Source organism: Niveispirillum sp. GW835-FHT14G11 (assembly GCF_058793615.1).
Genome location: NZ_JBXAFZ010000010.1, coordinates 189,171 through 204,632, shown reverse-complemented (window position 1 = coordinate 204,632; position 15,462 = coordinate 189,171). Strand labels below are relative to the sequence as shown.

The 15,462-nt window shown below is 65.3% G+C and carries 12 protein-coding genes; 7 read left to right on the top strand and 5 right to left on the bottom strand.

Annotated features, from left to right (window positions below; translation table 11 throughout):
* Window positions 1-972 (top strand): ABC transporter permease, encoded by a 972-nt coding sequence (locus AC1Q7F_RS19400; protein WP_492509869.1) that lies wholly within the window; start codon window positions 1-3, stop codon window positions 970-972.
* A 327-nt stretch (window positions 973-1,299) separates the two neighbouring features.
* Complete coding sequence (locus AC1Q7F_RS19395; RefSeq protein WP_492509867.1) at window positions 1,300-4,797, top strand: hybrid sensor histidine kinase/response regulator; 3,498 nt, start codon at window positions 1,300-1,302, stop codon at window positions 4,795-4,797.
* 196 nt (window positions 4,798-4,993) lie between these two features.
* Here AC1Q7F_RS19395 and AC1Q7F_RS19390 read toward each other — a convergent pair whose 3' ends face one another.
* Window positions 4,994-5,443, bottom strand: a complete 450-nt coding sequence (locus tag AC1Q7F_RS19390) for a hypothetical protein (protein WP_492509865.1) — start codon at window positions 5,441-5,443, stop codon at window positions 4,994-4,996.
* A 99-nt stretch (window positions 5,444-5,542) separates the two neighbouring features.
* Window positions 5,543-6,019: a bacterioferritin gene (bfr, locus tag AC1Q7F_RS19385; protein ID WP_492509863.1), complete on the bottom strand. Its 477-nt coding sequence runs from the start codon at window positions 6,017-6,019 to the stop codon at window positions 5,543-5,545.
* Window positions 6,020-6,189: 170 nt separating this feature from the next.
* Between bfr and AC1Q7F_RS19380 the strand changes: the two genes are divergently transcribed.
* Both AC1Q7F_RS19380 and AC1Q7F_RS19375 read left to right on the top strand, forming a co-directional pair.
* Window positions 6,190-6,663, top strand: a complete 474-nt coding sequence (locus tag AC1Q7F_RS19380) for a MaoC family dehydratase (protein ID WP_492509861.1) — start codon at window positions 6,190-6,192, stop codon at window positions 6,661-6,663.
* A 145-nt stretch (window positions 6,664-6,808) separates the two neighbouring features.
* On the top strand, window positions 6,809-7,018 hold the full coding sequence (locus AC1Q7F_RS19375) for a hypothetical protein (RefSeq protein ID WP_492509859.1): 210 nt from the start codon (window positions 6,809-6,811) through the stop codon (window positions 7,016-7,018).
* A 12-nt stretch (window positions 7,019-7,030) separates the two neighbouring features.
* Here AC1Q7F_RS19375 and AC1Q7F_RS19370 read toward each other — a convergent pair whose 3' ends face one another.
* Together AC1Q7F_RS19370 and AC1Q7F_RS19365 are read right to left on the bottom strand one after the other, a co-directional pair.
* Window positions 7,031-7,561, bottom strand: a complete 531-nt coding sequence (locus AC1Q7F_RS19370) for a nucleoside 2-deoxyribosyltransferase (protein ID WP_492509857.1) — start codon at window positions 7,559-7,561, stop codon at window positions 7,031-7,033.
* Window positions 7,558-9,519, bottom strand: a complete 1,962-nt coding sequence (locus tag AC1Q7F_RS19365) for a bifunctional 2',3'-cyclic-nucleotide 2'-phosphodiesterase/3'-nucleotidase (protein WP_492509855.1) — start codon at window positions 9,517-9,519, stop codon at window positions 7,558-7,560. Before AC1Q7F_RS19365 ends, AC1Q7F_RS19370 begins: the two co-directional genes overlap by 4 nt.
* Window positions 9,520-9,805: 286 nt before the next feature.
* Here AC1Q7F_RS19365 and AC1Q7F_RS19360 point away from each other — a divergent pair, with 286 nt between their 5' ends.
* From AC1Q7F_RS19360 to AC1Q7F_RS19350, 3 genes are all read left to right on the top strand, one after another.
* A complete protein-coding gene (locus tag AC1Q7F_RS19360) occupies window positions 9,806-13,051 on the top strand; it encodes a TonB-dependent receptor (RefSeq protein ID WP_492509854.1) in 3,246 nt (1,081 codons plus the stop codon).
* A 218-nt stretch (window positions 13,052-13,269) separates the two neighbouring features.
* A complete protein-coding gene (locus tag AC1Q7F_RS19355) occupies window positions 13,270-13,602 on the top strand; it encodes a PilZ domain-containing protein (protein WP_492509852.1) in 333 nt (110 codons plus the stop codon).
* Window positions 13,603-13,747: 145 nt separating this feature from the next.
* A complete protein-coding gene (locus tag AC1Q7F_RS19350; protein ID WP_492509850.1) occupies window positions 13,748-15,079 on the top strand; it encodes an MgtC/SapB family protein in 1,332 nt (443 codons plus the stop codon).
* A 108-nt stretch (window positions 15,080-15,187) separates the two neighbouring features.
* Here AC1Q7F_RS19350 and AC1Q7F_RS19345 read toward each other — a convergent pair whose 3' ends face one another.
* Window positions 15,188-15,421: a hypothetical protein gene (locus AC1Q7F_RS19345; RefSeq protein ID WP_492509848.1), complete on the bottom strand. Its 234-nt coding sequence runs from the start codon at window positions 15,419-15,421 to the stop codon at window positions 15,188-15,190.
* Window positions 15,422-15,462 lie beyond the last annotated feature (41 nt).

Sequence of the window (15,462 nt, the reverse complement as noted above, 5' to 3'; positions counted from 1 at the left end):
ATGGATACGCTTCTGGGCCTCCTGTCGCTGCTGGACAGCACATTCCGCCTGGCCACGCCGCTGCTGCTGGCAGCATTGGCCGGCTTCTATTCCGAACGCGCCGGTGTGGTGGATATCGGGCTGGAGGGCAAGATGCTGGTGGCGGCCTTCGCGTCGGCCGCCGCCGCTGCCATTTACGGTTCCGCCTGGGTCGGGCTGGGGGCCGGCATCCTGGCCTCGCTGACCCTGGCCCTGCTGCACGGTTTCGCCTGCATCACGCATAAGGGCAATCAGGTCGTCTCCGGCGTGGCGCTGAACATCGTGGCCCTGGGCCTGACGGCGGTGCTGGGCAATGCCTGGTTCCAGATGGGGGGCCGCACGCCCAACCTGCCGGCCGATGCCAGGTTCGGGGAGATCACGCTGCCGCTGGCGGAAGCTTTGCGCGGCGTGCCCGTGATCGGCCCGCTCTATTACGAGCTGATCAGCGGCCATAATATCCTGGTCTATCTGGCGCTTTCCATCGTGCCGCTGACCTGGTGGATCGCCTATCGCACCCGTTTCGGCCTGCGCCTGCGCGCGGTGGGGGAGAATCCGGCGGCCGTGGACACGGCCGGCATCTCGGTCACGGCCCTGCGCTATCAGGCGGTGCTGATCGCGGGTGTGCTCTGCGGCATCGCCGGCAGTTACCTGTCCACCGCGCAGGGTGCGGGGTTCCAGACAAACATGACGGCCGGCAAGGGCTTCCTGGCCCTGGCCGCCTTGATCCTGGGCAAGTGGAAGCCGGTGCCGACCCTGTTCGCCTGTCTGGCTTTCGCCTTTGCCGATGCCCTGCAGACACGGTTGCAGGGCGTGTCCCTACCCGGCATCGGCGAGGTGCCGGTGCAGCTGATCGAGGCGCTGCCCTATCTGCTGACGGTCCTGCTGCTGGCCGGCTTTGTCGGCAAGGCCGTGCCGCCCAAGGCCAGTGGCCGGCCCTATGTGAAGGACCGGTGAGGGGGCGCCTTCTCTGCCGTCATCCGCGGGAAAGCGAGACCTCTGCGAAAGTCTGCGCTGTGAGGGCTCCACAATATCTACCGTCACCCCGGCGGAGGCCGGGGCCCATTTCGTAGAGCGAAGCGCTTATCATCTGGGCCCCGGCCTCCGCCCGGGTGACGGTAGAGAGAGTGGCACCGACGGTGCCCAAGAGTTTCGCCGGGGTGACGGTGGATATTGGTGGGGCCCCGGCAGCCCAAACGTCACCCGCCCCCCGACCATCGCCCCCCCTGACGCCGGCCCCCGAACCGGCGTAGACTGCCCTTAAAAACAGGCGAAGGGGCATCCATGTCGAACTGGCCGGTACTGGGGTTGGCGCTGGGCTATATTGCCACCCTGTTTGCCATCGCCTGGTGGGGCGACCGCCATGCCGCGCGCCAGCCGCAGGTGCAGGAGCGCCGTGCCCCCCTGCTTTATGCCATGTCGCTGGCCGTCTATTGCACGTCCTGGACCTTCTATGGCGCCATCGGGCGGGCGGCGTCCAGCGGCTGGGATTTCCTGTCGATCTATGTCGGGCCGATCCTGCTGTTCGGCCTGGGCTGGCCGATCCTGGCCAAGATGGTGCGGGTGGCCAAGGCGGAGAACACCGTCTCCATCTCCGACTTCATCTCCGCCCGCTATGGCAAGAGCCGGGCACTGGCCGCCATCATCACCATCATGGCCGTCACGGTGGTGCTGCCCTATTTCGCCCTGCAATTGAAGGCCATCACCATCAGCCTGGAGGCGTTGGCCGGCGATCCGTTTGCCAACCGGGTGATGGATATACCGGGCGAGACCACCTTCATCATCACCTGCGCCATGGCCCTGTTCGCCATCCTGTTCGGGGTGCGCAACATCCATGCGAACGAGCATCATCGCGGCCTGATGATGGCCATTTCCACCGAAAGCTTTGTGAAGCTGGCCGCCGCCATGCTGGTGGGGGCGGGGATCATCTTCGCGGTGGCGGGCGGGCCGGCCGGCATTTTCGAACGCGCGGCCGGCGATCCGCGGCTGGCCCACCTGCTGACGCCGCATCTGGGTTTCAGCTGGTGGGCCATCGCCCTGCTGGCAGCGCTGGCCATCCTGTGCCTGCCGCGCCAGTTCCATGTGACGGTGGTGGAGAATACCCATGTCGGCGATATCCGCACTGCCAGCTGGCTGTTCCCGCTTTATCTCGTCGCCATCAACCTCTTCGTGCTGCCCGTGGCGCTGGCGGGCTTGCTGATGTACCCGGATGGCAGCGTCAATGCCGACACGTTCCTGGTCACCCTGCCGATGGAACTGGGGATGGACTGGATGGCGGTGCTGGCCTTCCTGGGCGGCCTGTCGGCGGCGACCAGCATGATCATCGTCGGCGCCGTGGCCCTGTCCACCATGGTCTGCAACGACCTGATCGTGCCGATCCTGATGGCCTATCCGCCGGCCATGCGCCGCTGGCACGATGATCCCAAACCGATGCTGCTCACCGTGCGGCGGCTGGCCGTGGTGGCGCTGCTGGGCATGGCCTATCTCTATTACCTGCTGATCGGCACCACCTTTCCGCTGGCCACCATCGGCACCGTCAGTTTCGCGGGCGTGGCGCAGTTCGCGCCGGCCCTGCTGATGGGTCTGTTCTTCCGGCGGGTGACCAAGGCCGGGGCGATCACCGGCCTGATCACCGGCTTCGGCGCCTGGGTCTATACGGTGCTGATCCCGTCCTTCGCGGTGGCCGGCCTGATCCCGGCGCATCTGATGGACCAGGGGCTGTTCGGGCTGGACTGGCTGACGCCCACCGGGCTGGGCGGCATCCATGACCTGGACACGCTGGCCCATGGCGCGCTGACCAGCCTGGCGCTGAACCTGTTCATGATCGCCCTGGTATCGGGCATCACCGGTCAGTCGGACCTGGAGAAGCAGCAGGCCCGCCGTTTCGTTTCCATGCGCCATGATGCGCATGACGGGGTGGGGCCGGCGCGCGGTGCCACCTTGGCCGACCTGTACGAACTGGCCGCCCGCTATGTCGGCAGGACCCGCGCCGATCCGGTTTTCCGCGAACTGGCCGCCACCCGCACGCCCGGCGAGGAGGATTTCGAGGAAGGGCTGAAACTGCGCATCGATGAGGAGGCGGTGGCCGCCACCGAATGGCTGCTGGCCGGCGCCATCGGGTCGGCGTCGGCCCGCGTGGTGGTGGCCAGCCTGCTGTCCGACCGCCGCCTGTCGCGGTCCGACGCGCGGTCGATCATCGACGAGGCGTCACGCGCCATCCTGGACAGCCATGTGCTGATGCGCTCCACCCTGGAAAATGTCGGCAAGGGCATCTGCGCCGTGGACAAGGATTTCCGCCTGCGCCTGTGGAACCGCCGCTTCCTGGAGATGCTGGAGGTGCCAGACGGGCTGATCAAGGTGGGCACGCCCATGGGCGAGCTGGTCAATTACCTGCAGGGCCAGGGCGAGTTCGGAGAGGGCGGTGAGGTGGAGACGCTGTTCGCCCGCCGCCTGGACCCCAGGCGCCGCGACCAGCCCGACAGTTTCCACCGTGTGCGGCCCGACGGGTCGGTGCTGGAGATCATCTCCAACCCCCTGCCCGACGGGGGGTTCGTGGCCGTCTATACCGATGTCACCGAACGCCACCGCGCGGCCGAGGATCTGCGCGCCGCCAATGAAGGGCTGGAGCGTGGCATCGCGGAGCGCACCATCGATCTGGCCGTCGCCAAGTCGGATGCCGACCGCGCCAACCAGTCCAAGACCCGCCTGCTGGCCGCCGTCAGCCACGACCTGTTGCAGCCGCTGCACGCCGCCCGCCTGTTCATCTCCGCCGCCTTGGACCGGGGGCCCGACGCGCTGGTCAATCAGGCGGATGCGGCGCTCCGGTCGGTGGAACAGCTGCTGGGCGACCTGCTGGACATCACCAAGCTGGATACGGGCGTGGTCAAGCCCAACCGCACGGCCGTGTGCATCGACGATGTGCTGCGCCCCTTGACGGATGAGCTGGCGGTGGTGGCGCAGCGCCACGGGTTGCGCCTGGACTGGGTGCCGTCGACGGTGACGGTGGATACCGATGCCGTGCTGCTGCGCCGCATCGTGCAGAACCTGCTGGCCAATGCCCTGCGCTATACCCCGCGCGGCCGCATCCTGGTGGGCTGCCGCCGGCTGTCCGGTGCGGTACGGGTGGAGGTGTGGGATACGGGGCCGGGCATTCCGGAGGAAAAACGGCTGGAGATTTTCCAGGAATTCCGCCAGCTGGGCAACGCCCAGGGCGACCGCGACAAGGGGCTGGGCCTGGGCCTGTCCATCGTGGAGCGGTTTGCGGCCATCCTGGGCCACCGCGTCAGCTTGCGGTCGCAAGTGGGCAAGGGGTCGTGCTTTGCGGTGGAGGTGCCGCTGTCGACCCGTGCCGCCGACCCGGCACGGCCGGTGGCCGGGCCCAGCGTGACGGGTCTGGAGGGTACCTTGGTGCTGTGCGTGGAGAATGAACCCGCCATTGCCCAGGCCACCATGGCGCTGTTGTCGGGCTGGTCGTGCGAGGTGATCTGGGGGCCGACGGGGGAGGAGGCGCTGGCGGCACTGGGTTCAAAGGTGCCCGATGTGGTGCTGACCGATTATCACCTGGACCATGGCAAGAGCGGGCTGGAGGCTCTGGCCCTGATCCGGGCGCGGCACGGTGCGGACCTGCCGGCCGCCGTGATCACCGCCGACCGCACCGACGCGGTCAAGGACAGCGTCGCCCATGCCGGCTGCCGCATCCTTTACAAACCGGTGAAGCCGGGGGCCCTGCGGGCCCTGCTGTCGCACATGCTGGCGGAGAAACGGCGGGGCCGGGCAGCGTAGAGCGGATTAGCGTAGCGTAGTCCGCCTTCCCGGCGAAGGCCGGGACCCAGGGGCCAAACGCTCAACCTATCGGCTGCTTTGATCAAGGCAGCTTCGAGGTTCGATCCTGTGGCCCCTGGGTCCCAGCCTTCGCCGGGAAGGCGGGAAAGAAGATTCCATCTGGGCCAGACAATCCTAACCCGCGCCACGAAGACGCCTACACGCCCCGCCATTTCGCCACGGCGGCGATGGCCATGGCGACGGCGATATGGGCGGCGATGTCGGTGAGGGAATAGAGGCCGGTCCAGCGGGGGAACACTTCCGGCCAGCGCAGCGGCAGGACCAGCAGATACATGACCGCGTAGAGAACCAGCCCATAGGCGGTGGCCGCCGCCCAGCGGTGGCGGCGCAGCGTTTCCAGGCGCGCCAGGGCCAGTACGAAAAGTGCCGCCATCACCTGGGCAATCGCGATATGGGTGGCGACGCCCAGCAGGGCGGTGGCCCATCCGCCCTCACGCGCCGCCGGACCCATCCAGCCGCCCGCCACACCCTGCCAGACGCGCATCACGCCGATATCTCGGATGATGCCCAGAGAAGAGGCATAGGCCCCGTCGATGGCGGCACCGGCCAGACCCGCCAGGGTGATCGTCGGTGCCAGTCGTGCCATCGTCAATTCCCCCCGCTTGATCTGGGGAGGGAGCTTATCGCAAGTTACCCGGCCCGAGGGTCCCAATTCGGGCGCGGGCCGGGGTGCCTGGATAAGGGATCAGTCGTCGCGGCCCATCTGTTCTTGCAGATAGTTCTGCAGACCGACGCTCTTGATCAGGGCCTGCTGCGTCTCGATCCAGTCGATATGCTCCTCCGTATCCTCCAGGATGCGGCGGAAAATCTCCTTGGACTGGTAATCGCGCACCGTCTCGCAATATTGCATGGCCTCCAGCAGCTCGGTGCGGTTGCGGGTTTCGATGGACAGGTCGCCCGCAAAACATTCCGGCACATCCTCACCGATCCTCAGCTTGTGCAGATCCTGCAGGTTCGGCAGCCCTTCCAGGAACAGCACCCGTTCGATCAGCAGGTCGGCATGCTTCATCTCCCCGATGCTTTCCTCGTACACCTTCTTGCCAAGGCGCAGGAAGCCCCAGTTCTTCAGCATGCGGGCGTGCAGGAAATACTGGTTGATCGCCGTCAACTCGTTGACCAGGATGGTGTTGAGATGGCGGATGACGGTGGCGTCGCCTTGCATGGGGACCTTCGCAATGTTCGGTTTGCAATTGATTCGGATCAGGCCGGCAGCCCGTTTCCATACCCCGATACTGGCATGCCCGACCGGCTTTGTCTTCTGATAACGTCTTGCAATTGAAGGGAAAAGCGATTGATAACCAATCGCGTGCATCCCAATTCGAAAGGAGTAGCATGAGCCCGCCCGTCCGTTACCTGGAGGATTTCGCCCCTGGCATGGTGTTCGAATTCGGCGACCGCCTGGTCACCGCCGAGGAGGTGGTGGCGTTCGCGCGCCAGTACGATCCGCAGCCCTTCCACCTGGATGAGGAGGCGGGCAAGCAAACCCATTTCGGCGGGCTGGTGGCCAGCGGCTGGCAGACGGCAGGCTTCATGATGCGCATGCTGGTCGACAATATGCTGTCGCCGCAGACATCGCTGGGCTCCCCCGGCCTGGACCAGCTGCGCTGGTTGAAGCCGGTGCGGCCGGGCGACCGGCTGCGGGTGCGGGTGTGCATCCAGGAAGTGAAGCGCTCGCGCTCGCGCCCCGACATGGGCACCATCCACCAGACGACGGAGGTACTGAACCACAAGGATGAAGTCGTCATGTCGACGATTTCCATCGGCATGGTCCGTGCCCGCACGATTGCTGAAAATTCGCCAAGTTAACTTGTTAAAATCGGATCACAGGCGTGTTTTGACATAGGCGTCGGGTTGGGTTACTCCGAATGGACTATCCCTCTCTTCCAGCACCCTTCCCAAAAGGTTGGGAAATCGCGTATGATGTCCCCCAGACGGTGCAATGGGAGCCATCATGGCGCGGGAAGTGATTGATTTTTCACCGGGTGAATGGGTGGAGGAACTGACGCCGCCGAAGCGGCGGTTTCAGATCATGGCCGTCCATACCAAGCCCGGAACGCCGGCGCCGAATGTCGAACTGGCGGTTGACGGCAACCCCGTCCACCGGCTCAGCCTGTCGATCTTCGCCCTGGCCGACCTGCAACGCTTCCGCCGCGTGCGCTGAGGGAGGCGCCCCTCACCCCGCCCTGAACCATGCCGCCGCCGCGCGGGCGGCCTGGGTGAAGCTGGGATGCACGGGGCCGGTGGCCGGGTCGACCAGCATCAGGTTTACGGGCAGCCCGAACTCCTCCACCTCCATCTGGTCGGCATCGCGCCAGACGCGGCCATCATGGGCCAGATACTGGCGCGACTGCGTGCGTTGCAGCAGCGGGCGGATATCGCCCGACCAGGGAAAGACCGGTTTGCTCAGGGCCGCCGCAAACCCCATTTCATAGGCCGTACCATCATCGACCGAGGGCCCGCGGAAGGGCATGCAGTTGGCGATGACCCCATCGGCAGCCCGGATCAGGTCCAGGTTGGCCTGGCGGATGCGGGCGGCAAACGCCGCCCCGCCCTCGCCCACGGCCGGGGACAGGGCATTGTCCATGGGGAACATGCCCTCCAGCCCCAGCTCCTCGCAGATGGCCTTCATCGACTGGGATGCGGCCAGCGGGTCGGGCAGGAACACGTCAGGGCCGGCCAGATAAAGCCGGGGGCGGGCCGTCACTTGGGGCCCCCCACCTTCACAGGATCGACGCGGAAGCGGGCGAAGCCGTTCTCGCCCGGTCCCTCATAGGTCAGCGCCGGCTGTTCGGCGATCAGTTCCTGGGCCAGCGGCGCGCTTTCATAGAGCAGATTGACATTGGCCGGCATCGGCGCCAGGCGGAAGCTGTGGTCGGTGGACGGATCGATCACACCCTTGGCGCGGATATAGTCGATGACCGCCGATTGCACCGTGTCCGGCGACTGATAGATGACGGTGGTGCCGTCCAGGCCCGGATAGGAGCCGCCGCCATTGGCGCGGTAATTGTTGGTGACGACGATGAAGGTCTGCTTGTCGTCCAGCGGCTTGCCCTGGAACATCACATCCTTGATGCGATGCGCCTGGTCATTGGCCAGCTTGCCGTCACGGTCGAACCGTTCCGGCTGGGTCAGGTCGATCGTGTAATTGATGCCGTCCATGATGTCGAAGACATAGGCCGGCACCTTGGTATTCACCAGCGGCTGCTGGATATTGCTCTTGGGATCGATCACCGACAAAGCCCGTGAGGCCATTTCCAGCCAGTCCTTGACCTGCGCACCCGTCAGCTTCACGGCCGCGATCTGGTTGGGATAGACATAGAGGTCGGCGACATTGCGGATGGCGATCTCGCCGGCCGGGATGTCGGTATAGAATTTCGGCCCCGGACGGCCGCCGGACTTGAACGGCGCCACGGCCGACAGGATGGGCAGGCTGGCGTCGGCCGTGCCGGCCAGCGCCTTGGCCACATAGGCGCGCTGGGCCTCGGCCACCAGTTCCACCCCGGCACTGTCGCCCAGGAAGCTGAAGAAGGAATGGATGCGGCCTGTGGTCCTGCCCACCGGGCGGCGGACATAGGCCAGCGTGCCCTCATGACTGGGCGCCAGCAGGGTCGCCACCTCGGCATCGGGATCGGTCGCCACGGTGCGGCCGTCCTGGCGTTCCTGTATGGGCCGCACCTCACCCTTGCCGCCGGTGATGGTCCAGCCCTTGCCCTTGGTTTCCAGCGACAGGGTGATGACGCCCAGGTGGGAGCCGTAATATCCCGCCATGACCACGGGCTTGCCGTTGACCGTGCCCTGCTTCAGGTCGGACTTGGGCAGGCCCTCATACTCCTTGCTCGGAAAGACACGGTGGCTGTGCCCGGTGACCAGGGCGTCCACACCGGGGATTTCCACCAGATAGTTGGCGGCATTTTCCTCCCCGCCCTCGCGGTTCAGGAAGGTCAGGCCGGTATGGGCGACGGCGATGACCACGTCGGCCCCTTCCTTCTTCATCTGCGGCACATGGATCCTGGCCATGTCCACCATGTCGCGGGTGGTGACACGACCTTCCAGCTTGTCCTTGTCCCAGATCATGATCTGTGGCGGCAGCAGGCCCAGGATGCCGACCTTGATCTTGTGCTTGGCCCCATTGGCGTCCGTGACCGTGCGGTCCAGGATGGCGTAGGGCTTGAACATCAGCTGGTCGCTCTTGGCCCCATCGACCTTGAAGACATTACCGGACAGCACGGGAAACTGGGCACTGGCATAGATATTCTGCAGCACCTCCAGCCCGAAATTGAATTCGTGGTTGCCCAGGATGGCCGCGTCATATTTCAGCAGGTTCATGGCGGCCATGGCGGGGTGGGCCGGCTTGTCCTTGGTCACGCCGCGCTCGCGCACCACCCAGTCGCCCATCGGCGTGCCCTGGATCAGATCGCCATTATCGACCAGCAGCGTGTTGGGATTGGCCGCCCGCGCCGCCCGGATCAGCGGCGCCACCCGAACCAGGCCGACGCCCGCATCCGTATGATCCGCATAATAATCATAATCTTCCAAATACATGTGCAAGTCGGTGGTCGACAGGACTTGCAGTTCGACCTTCTCCTGGGCGGCAACATTGCCCGCCAGGGCCAGGAACAGGGCACCCGCCATCAGGGTGCTTGCGCGCAAGCTACGAATCACGGGACACGCTCCATCGGGCTCTGTTGCCGCCACGCAGCAGGTGCGTCGCAGCAAACGCGGTTAAAAAATGCAGGGGACGCGGGTGGAGCCCCCCGGAACCGGCATGCTGCGCCGCAAAACTGTGGCGCTAATGATACGCTGCCCGAGATATAGCCGCCCAGGCCCCTGCAGGCATAGCTCGGGAGGTGCTTGTCATGGAACTGTAATTTATTCGTTACCTAAGCGTCATGGGCATCTGGTGTTGTCCGCGCAATCCGATCCGGTCCGGCTTATTGGGGGCTTTCGTATGACCATCGAAAATAACAAGGCGGCGGCCATCCTCCGCCGTCAGCTTTCCGTTTTGAATATCGGCACGGGCGCGCTGGCGCTGGCCGTGGCGTCTTCCTGGGCCATTCCGGCCATCGCGCAGCAGACGACCTCGTCCATGACGGGTCAGATCACGACCGCTTCGGGCGCGCCGGCCGCCGGCGCCGAGGTCACGATCGTCCATACGCCGTCGGGCACGCGCTCCGTCACCACCGTGAACGAGGGTGGCCGCTTCCAGGCCGGCGGTCTGCGCGTCGGCGGCCCCTACACCGTCACCATCACCGCCTCCGGCACCGAGCCGCAGGTGCTGGAAGGCATCTTCATCTCCCTGGGCGAGCCGTTCGCCCTGGATCTGGCGCTGGGCAGCCAGATGGAAGAGATCGTGGTCTCCGGTCAGCGCATCGCTGCGAAGACCGTCGGCATCGGCACGAATTTCGGTGAAGAGCAGATCGCCAACGCGCCGTCCATCAGCCGTGACCTGAAGGACATCATCCGCAACGATCCCAAGGTCTTCATCGACATCACCAATTCCAGCTCGATCCAGATCGCCGGTTCCAGCAATCGCTTCAACAGCCTGACCATCGATGGCGTGAAGCAGAACGACGATTTCGGCTTGAACGCCGGTGGCTATCCGACCCAGCGCTCGCCGCTGTCGATCGACGCCATCGAAGGCCTGTCGGTGCTGACCGCTCCGTATGACGTCGAATATTCCGGCTTCCAGGGTGGCACGATCAACATCGTCACCAAGTCCGGCACCAATGATCCGCACGGCTCCTTCTATTACTATTATGGCGATGACAGCCTGTCGGGCAACCGCTCGGGCGGCCGCACCAACCTGATCAGCCCGTACAAGGAAAAGACCTGGGGCGGTTCGCTGGGCGGCGCCTTGATCGAAGACAAGGTGTTCTTCTACACGAGCTACGAGAAGTTCAAGAGCCAGGCGCCGGTCGTGTTCGGCACGTCCGACAGCGGGCTTGCCAACGCCGTCGCCGGTGTCTCCTCCGCCCAGGTCGCCCAGATCCGCGCGATTGCGCAGAGCGTCTATGGCTACGACACGCTGGATCTGCCCGACGGCAGCCTGCCGGAAGAGGATGAGAAGATCCTCGCCAAGCTGGACTGGAACATCACGGACGACCACCGCGCCTCGTTCGCCTATCAGCACAATGAGGGCAACAACATCCGTGACGGCGGGTCCAGCACCAGCGCCACCCCGCGCTCGCTGTCGCTGCTGTCGAACTATTACGACTACACCCAGATCATGGACAGCTACTCGTTCCAGCTGTTCTCCGACTGGACGTCGGACTTCTCCACCGAGGTCAAGGTAGCCCGCAAGGAAGTGGACAGCCTGCGCCTGCCGCTGAACGGCCTCGGCTTTGCCGAGATGCGCATCAGCACCAACCCGACCGGCTTGGCCGTCAATAATAACGGCTTCGGCCAGGTCGTTATCGGTCCCGACATCTCGTCGCACAGCAATGTGTTGAGCACGAAGACCGACAGCGCCAAGCTGAAGGGCACCTACCTGCTGGGCGATCACAAGATCACCGGCGGCTACGAATACGAAAACGTCGATTATTACAACCTGTTCCTGCAGCGCAGCCTGGGCTACTGGGAGTTCGCTTCTATCGAGGCCTTCCAGAACCGCCAGGCCCAGCGCTTCCGGTACGCCAACGCCGTTTCGGGCAACCCGGAAGATGCGGCGGCCAAGTGGGATTACACCGTCCACTCGTTCTACCTGCAGGATACGTGGGACATCACCCCGGGCTTCCAGCTCCAGGGCGGTCTGCGCTATGAGCTGTACAAGACCGATGATGAGCCGTTGGCCAACGCCAACTTCCTCACGCGCTACGGCTTCTCCAACAACGCGACGATCGATGGTGCCGACCTGTGGCTGCCGCGCCTGGGCTTCACCTATGACGCCACGGAAAGCACGGTTGTCCGCGGTGGTGCCGGCCTGTTCTCCGGCGTCGGTGCGGCCGTGTGGCTGTCCAATGGCTACAGCAATGACGGTGTGACCCAGCGTTCGCTGGATATTTCCCGCTCCGGCACCTTGAGCGCCGCCAACGCCCTGCTGCTGAACGGCGTCACCGGTCAGGTGCCGAGTTCGGCGACCACCCGCCTGACCACCGTCGGCGAGGGCTTCGTCAATGCGCTCGACCCGAACTACAAGATGCCGTCCTCCTGGAAGTTCAGCTTGGCCGTCGATCAGACACTGGATATTCCGGGCCTGGGCGATAACTGGCTGTTCACCGGCGAGGCGATCTATACCCGCGTGAAGGACGCCAACTTCTATCGCGACCTGCGTCTGGTGAAGACCGGCACGGCCCCCGATGGCCGCCCGATCTACACCCAGAACATCCAGGCCGGCGATACGCGCGGCAATGGTTCCGACCTGCTGCTGACCAACACCGACAAGGGCAAGAGCCTGATCCTGACGCTGTACGCTTCCAAATATTGGGAGACCGAGTATGGCGATATCGATTTCGGCACGGGCTATGCCTATCAGGACAGCGATGATGCCAGCCAGGGCACCAGCTCGGTGGCCAGCTCCAACTACGAGCAGTTCGTGACCACCGATCCGAACACGGATCTGCTGGGCACCTCGTCTTACGAGACGAAGCATCGCGTCACGTTGAACACCAGCTACAGCATCGAATATTTCGACGGGTTCAAGTCGTCGCTCAGCCTGTTCGGCCAGGCCAATTCGGGCAAGCCCTATACGTTCAGCTTCACCTGCTCGTCCACGGCTAATCCGTTCGGCGATCCGGCCTGCCGCAGCAACCGTTCGCGTCAGGCCATGTATGTGCCGAACGGTGCCAGCGACCCGCTGGTCAACTGGACGGCCAGCACGGTCAAGGCCGACGTGATGGACGCCTATATCGCCCGCAACGGCCTGGACAAGTACCGTGGCGGCATCATTCCGCGCGGTGCGCTGGAAAGCTCCTGGACCTATTCGGTCGATGCCAAGCTGGCCCAGGAAATCCCGGCGCCGATCGAAGGCCACAAGGCAACGGTCACGTTGGATATCCTGAACCTGACGAACCTGCTCAACAAGAACTGGGGTCGTCAGCAGAGCGTGGCGTTCTTTCAGTCCATCGCTGGCCCGACCGCCACGATCGGGAGCGACGGCAAGTACGTCTTCTCGGCCGTCGGCCGCGACGTGACTGAGTCGATCAGAAACCGTGAGTCGGTCTGGAAGATTCAGCTGGGCGTGAAGTACGACTTCTGATCCTGGTTTCACGCCGGATCAACGTGTTGGGAAAGGGCGGCCTGCGGGCTGCCCTTTTTCGTTTCAGGGCCACGGTGGCGGCCGCTGCCCTCTGTCCTTGAGGGAATGCGAAAGCAAATGGCAGCTTTGCATTGCGCGCGGTCGGTAATGATCTTTCTATATCCTCCGGGCAGTATCGGATTGGGATACATTTTGATAAATTTGTATCCATGATTGCCATGTCCGACACCCCGGCCGAACGCCGGACCCATCCGCGCAACCCGACGGAGCCCATCTATTTGATGGTGGCTGGCCGTCCTGCACGCCTGCTCGACTGGTCGTTCGGGGGCCTGCGCGTGCGGACGGAGGAAGGGGCGGGTGGTTTCGTCATCGGCCAGCGCGTGGATGTCACGGTGCTGCGCCCCGACGGGCACAGCTGGGCCCGGCTGCCCGTCACCATCCGCCATATCGACCATGACGACCGGGGCGCCCTGGGCGTGATGCTGGTCGACCGGCTGTCGGCCTTCCCGCTGCTGCTGGAACTGTTCAACCATTCCCTGGCCCGGGCTTAAGGGCGGAACAACCACCCTGTTGCCCTCGTTCCCTCGCCTGAAACCCCGGCATACCGGGAATTGACAAGGCGCAAGGCGGCATGCACGCCGATACGCTTCAATGGCAGTTGGGCGGGCCGGTCAACGGTTCCGCGGGGGAAGCGACGTGACCGATCTTGAACTCTTGATGCGCCTGGGCGTGGCCCTGGCCATTGGCTTGCTGGTGGGGCTGGAACGCGGCTGGCAGCAGCGTGAGATGGCGGAGGGACAGCGCGCGGCAGGCCTGCGCACCTTTGCCATTTCCGGCCTGCTGGGCGGCGTGGCTGGCGCGCTGGCCCATGGGCTGGACAACCTCCCCTTCCTGGGCATGGCCTTCCTGGGTTTCACCGGCGCCTTCACGATCTTCCACTGGAAGGAATCGCGGGAGGAGGGGAAGAATTCCGTCACCGGCGTCATTTCCGGCCTGCTGGTCTTCCTGCTGGGCGCCTATGCCGTGCTGGGGGAGGTGCGGGTGGCGGTGGCCGCCGGTGTGGCCGCCACATTGCTGCTGCTGCTGCGCGATCAACTGCATGGCTGGCTGAAGCAGCTGAAATGGGCGGAGATCCAGGCCGTGCTGATCCTGGCGGTGATGAGCTTCCTGGCCCTGCCCATCCTGCCCAACCGGCCGCTGGACCCGTGGGGGGTGCTGAACCCGGCGGAGATCTGGTTCCTGGCCATCCTGATCGCCGCCATCTCCTTCGGTGGCTATGTCGCCGTGCGCCTGTTCGGGGAAAGGCGCGGCATCCTGGTGGCCGCCACGGCGGGCGGGCTGGCCTCATCCACGGCCACCACCCTGACGCTGTCCCGGCTGGCCAGACAGCAGGAGGGGGGGACCGGCCTGCTGGCGGCGGGGGTACTGATCGCCGGCATGGTGATGGTGGCTCGCGTCGTGCTGGTAGCGAGCCTGCTGAACCGGTCGCTGCTGATGCCCCTGGCCGGGCCGGCGGGCGCCATGCTGCTGGTGCTGGGCGTCGCCGCCGGCCTGATGGTATGGCGGGGCGACAGGGATGGCGGCCCCCTGGGCGGCAAGGGGGGGGAGGCGGATGGCGCCGATGATACGCAGGGTGGCCTGACCCTGTCCAACCCGCTGGAACTGGGCACGGCCTTGAAGCTGGCGGCCTTCATCGCCTTCGTACTGATCGGGGCGGAGCTGCTGCGCCGGTTCGTGGGTGATGCCGGCCTGCTGCTGGGGGCGGCCGTGTCGGGCATTGCCGACGTGGATGCCATCACCATCGCCATGGCCCGTCAGGGCGGCGCGCCGGTCGCCGGTGCGGGTTTCCACCTGCCCACGGCCGCAATCCTGCTGGCGGTGGGTGTCAATACCCTGTCCAAGACGGTGATGGCCGGATCGGTGGGGGGCGGCCGCCTGGGCTTGTTTGTCGCGCTGCCCAGCCTGCTGGCCATGGCGGCGGGGGGTGCCGCCTACTGGCTGCTGGCGTTCCAGACGCAGGCGGGATGACACGCGGGCGCACAACCGGCCGAATTGAGCCGCCCATCATCAAAACGCCGCCCCGGCCCCGGAGGGCCTGGCGGCGTCCATCATTCCGGGGATGGCCGGGGACAGGCGTCAGGCGGCGTGCTGGCTGGGCCCCAGGCGACGGAAGCGGGTGGCGTCCAGCACCACTTCCAGCGCCAGCGACAACCGGTCGCTGTTGCGGCCTTCGACCAGGAACTCCACATGCGTGGGACGGGCGGTATGCTGATGCACGGCATGCACCAGCAACCGGCGCCGCGGCATCTTCAGTTCTTCCAACCATTCCCCGGCCTTGGGGGGCTCCGCCACACGCCTGGACAACACCATAGCCACTCTCCTGAACGACGCGCCGCCGTTTCCATCCGGAA

Coding starts and splice junctions, on each gene's coding strand:
- bfr (WP_492509863.1), bottom strand. CDS start 6,019: ATGCAAGGCGACGCCACCGTCATCCGCCATCTCAACACCATCCTGGTC.
- AC1Q7F_RS19375 (WP_492509859.1), top strand. CDS start 6,809: ATGGCGCGGGAAGTGATTGATTTTTCACCGGGTGAATGGGTGGAGGAA.
- AC1Q7F_RS19400 (WP_492509869.1), top strand. CDS start 1: ATGGATACGCTTCTGGGCCTCCTGTCGCTGCTGGACAGCACATTCCGC.
- AC1Q7F_RS19360 (WP_492509854.1), top strand. CDS start 9,806: ATGACCATCGAAAATAACAAGGCGGCGGCCATCCTCCGCCGTCAGCTT.
- AC1Q7F_RS19345 (WP_492509848.1), bottom strand. CDS start 15,421: ATGGTGTTGTCCAGGCGTGTGGCGGAGCCCCCCAAGGCCGGGGAATGG.
- AC1Q7F_RS19395 (WP_492509867.1), top strand. CDS start 1,300: ATGTCGAACTGGCCGGTACTGGGGTTGGCGCTGGGCTATATTGCCACC.
- AC1Q7F_RS19355 (WP_492509852.1), top strand. CDS start 13,270: ATGTCCGACACCCCGGCCGAACGCCGGACCCATCCGCGCAACCCGACG.
- AC1Q7F_RS19390 (WP_492509865.1), bottom strand. CDS start 5,443: ATGGCACGACTGGCACCGACGATCACCCTGGCGGGTCTGGCCGGTGCC.
- AC1Q7F_RS19380 (WP_492509861.1), top strand. CDS start 6,190: ATGAGCCCGCCCGTCCGTTACCTGGAGGATTTCGCCCCTGGCATGGTG.